At 70.2% G+C, this 2,885-nt stretch carries 2 protein-coding genes and 1 tRNA gene; all 3 read left to right on the forward strand.

What is annotated here, in order from left to right:
- Window positions 1–206: 206 nt before the first annotated feature.
- The 3 genes from HUU94_RS01925 to sppA all read left to right on the forward strand — a co-directional run bounded on the left by HUU94_RS01925 (window position 207) and on the right by sppA (window position 2,769).
- A complete protein-coding gene (locus tag HUU94_RS01925) occupies window positions 207–689 on the forward strand; it encodes a methylated-DNA--[protein]-cysteine S-methyltransferase (protein WP_174273439.1) in 483 nt (160 codons plus the stop codon).
- A 73-nt stretch (window positions 690–762) separates the two neighbouring features.
- A tRNA-Gly gene (locus HUU94_RS01930) sits at window positions 763–836 on the forward strand.
- A 61-nt stretch (window positions 837–897) separates the two neighbouring features.
- Window positions 898–2,769, forward strand: a complete 1,872-nt coding sequence (gene sppA, locus HUU94_RS01935) for a signal peptide peptidase SppA (RefSeq protein WP_174273440.1) — start codon at window positions 898–900, stop codon at window positions 2,767–2,769.
- Window positions 2,770–2,885: the final 116 nt, after the last annotated feature.

Raw genomic sequence — 2,885 nt, forward strand, 5'->3', positions numbered from 1 at the left:
GGGGGGGGGGGGGGGGGGGGGACCGCTCGCAGAGTGAGTGGTGGAGGGGACTCCCTGCAGCGCGCGATGCCGGTGGTGAGCCCCCTCCACCAGCCTGAGGCTGGTTCCCCTCCCGTATCGGGAGGATTTCGGGGTTCGAGCGCAAGCAACGGGAGGCAGGTCCGGCTCGCATCGTCTACCGGCAGAAGGCACATAGAGGAATCGACATGCCCTACTTCACCAAGCCGGTCGCAACCCCGGTCGGCACGCTCACGCTCGTCGCCAGCGACGTCGGGCTCGCCGCGATCCTGTGGGAAGATGACGATCCCGCGCGCGTCCGCCTGGTCTCGCCGGTCGAGGATGCCGCGCACCCGATCCTGGTAGAGACCGAGCGCCAGCTCGCCGACTATTTCGCGGGCAGGCGCCATGCCTTCACCGTGCCGCTCGATTTCAACGGCACCGCCTTCCAGAAAAAGGTGTGGGCGGCCCTGCTCGATATCCCGTTCGGCGAGACGCGCAGCTACGGCGCGATCGCGCGCGCGATCGGCCACCCCACCGCCGCGCGCGCGGTCGGCGCCGCGAACGGCCGGAATCCGATCTCGATCATCGCGCCGTGCCACCGCGTGATCGGATCGAATGGCGCGCTCACCGGCTTCGCGGGCGGGCTCGCCGTCAAGCGGCATCTGCTGGCGCTGGAACGCGCCGCCTGACGCCGCATGCTTGCCAGCGCCCAGGCCGCCGTCTAATCATAAGCCCGCTCCGCCTTTCCGAAACGGCGGTCATGCGGGTGTAGCTCAATGGCAGAGCAGAAGCTTCCCAAGCTTACGACGAGGGTTCGATTCCCTTCACCCGCTCCAGCTTCCCCATGGTACGCACGATAGCGGATCATCGCAGACCGCCGGGGCCGGGAGATTTTCGATGCGTGTGGTGCGGTGGTTCTGGAAGCTGCTCGTCGGCATCAAGGACGCGCTCGCGCTTCTGTTCCTTTTGCTCTTCTTCGGCATCCTGTTCGCGGCGCTGAGCGCGCGGCCCAATCCCGCGCTGGCGCGCAGCGGCGCGCTCGTCCTCAAGCTCGACGGTGCGCTGGTCGAGCAGCCCGCCGATGCCGATCCGCTTGTGCTCGTTTCGGGCAACACGCCCGCCGCGCGCGAGCTCAGGCTGCGCGACGTGATCCGCGCGCTCCATGTCGCGGCGACCGATGCGGCGGTGAAGACCGTCGTGCTCGATCTCGATCGCTTCGCCGGCGGCGGGCCCGCGGCGATCGCTTCGGTGGCGGAGGCGATCGACGGCATCCGCCGCGCCAACAAGCCCGTGCTCGCCTACGCCACCGGCTATATGGACGGCGGCTATCTGCTCGCCGCGCACGCCAGTGAGCTGTGGGTCGATCCGATGGGCGCGGTGCTGATCGCCGGGCCGGGGCGGCCGCAGCTTTACTACAAGGGGCTGCTCGACAAGCTCGGCGTCACCGCACACCTCTACCGCGCGGGCAAATATAAGTCGGCGGGCGAGCCTTATATCCTGACCGGGCAATCGCCCGAGGCACGCGCCGCCAACCAGGCGCTGGCGGATTCGCTGTGGACGACATGGCGCGACGATGTCGCCCGCGCCCGGCCGCAGGCGAAGCTCGCCGCTTACGTCGCCGATCCCGCCGCGACGATCGTGCCCGCGGGCAGCAATGCGGCGGGCGCGCTCAAGGCCGGGCTGGTCGATCGCATCGGCGACCGCATCGCCTTCGGCAAGCGCGTCGCGGCACTGGCGGGCGACGCGCCGAAGCCCCGGCCCGGCGACTATGCGGCGCTTCCCCTCGCCAGCTATCTCGCCGCGCATCCCGAGCCCGCCGCCGGCGCGGTCGGCGTGCTGACGATCGCGGGCGAAATCCTCGATGGCGAGAAGGGGCCGGGCACCGCCGGCGGCGATACGATCGCGCGGCTGCTGCTCGACGAGCTGGCGAAGAAGCGGATCAAGGCGCTCGTCGTCCGCGTCGATTCGCCGGGCGGATCGGTTACCGCCTCGGAGCGCATCCGCTCGGCGATCCTCGAGGCCAAGGCGCAAGGCCTGCCGATCGTCGTATCGATGGGTTCGGTCGCGGCGTCGGGCGGCTATTGGGTCTCGACGCCCGCCGAGCGCATCTATGCCGAACCCGCGACGATCACCGGATCGATCGGCGTGTTCGCGCTGCTGCCGACCTTCGAGGGCAGCCTCGCCAAGCTCGGCCTCTCCGCCGACGGCGTCGCCACCACCCCGCTCAGCGGCCAGCCCGACATCTATCGCGGCATCAGCCCCGCGTTCGAGCGGCTGTTGCAGGCGAGCATCGACGATATCTACCGCCGCTTCACCGGCCTCGTCGCCACCGCGCGCCACCTGACCCCCGCGCGCGTCGACGAGATCGGCCAGGGCCACGTCTGGGCGGGCGGCACCGCGCGTCAGCTCGGGCTGGTCGATCGGTTCGGTTCGCTCGACGATGCGATCGCCTTCGCGGCGAGCCGTGCGGGCCTGTCCGATGCGGAGGGCAAGCCGCGCTGGATCGAGCGCGAACCCAACGGCTGGAAGGCGCTGTTCAAGAGCCTGACGCAACCCGGCGATCCCCCGGCGAGCGCCGCGATCGACCCGATCGGCGAAATCGCGCGCCAGCCGCAGGATGCGATGGCGCGCGCGCTGGGCGAGGTGATGGCGCTGCTGCAAGGCCCGGCGGTGCAGGCGCGGTGTCTGGAATGCGCGGCTTATGGAGCCGGCCCCACCGCCGACATGCACATGCTGACGCCGCTGCTCCTGGCGAAGAACGGCCTCTGACCTGCGCTGGGTCTATTCTGTTCAAGCTGAACGTCACCCCGGCCTTGAGCCGGGGTCCCGCTTCTCCTTCAATGTCGGCAGGCAGCGGGACCCCGGCTCAAGGCCGGGGTGACGAG

The sequence above is a fragment of the Sphingomonas bacterium genome (genome assembly GCF_903644055.1).
In the GTDB taxonomy this organism is placed as follows: Bacteria; Pseudomonadota; Alphaproteobacteria; order Sphingomonadales; family Sphingomonadaceae; genus Sphingomonas_I.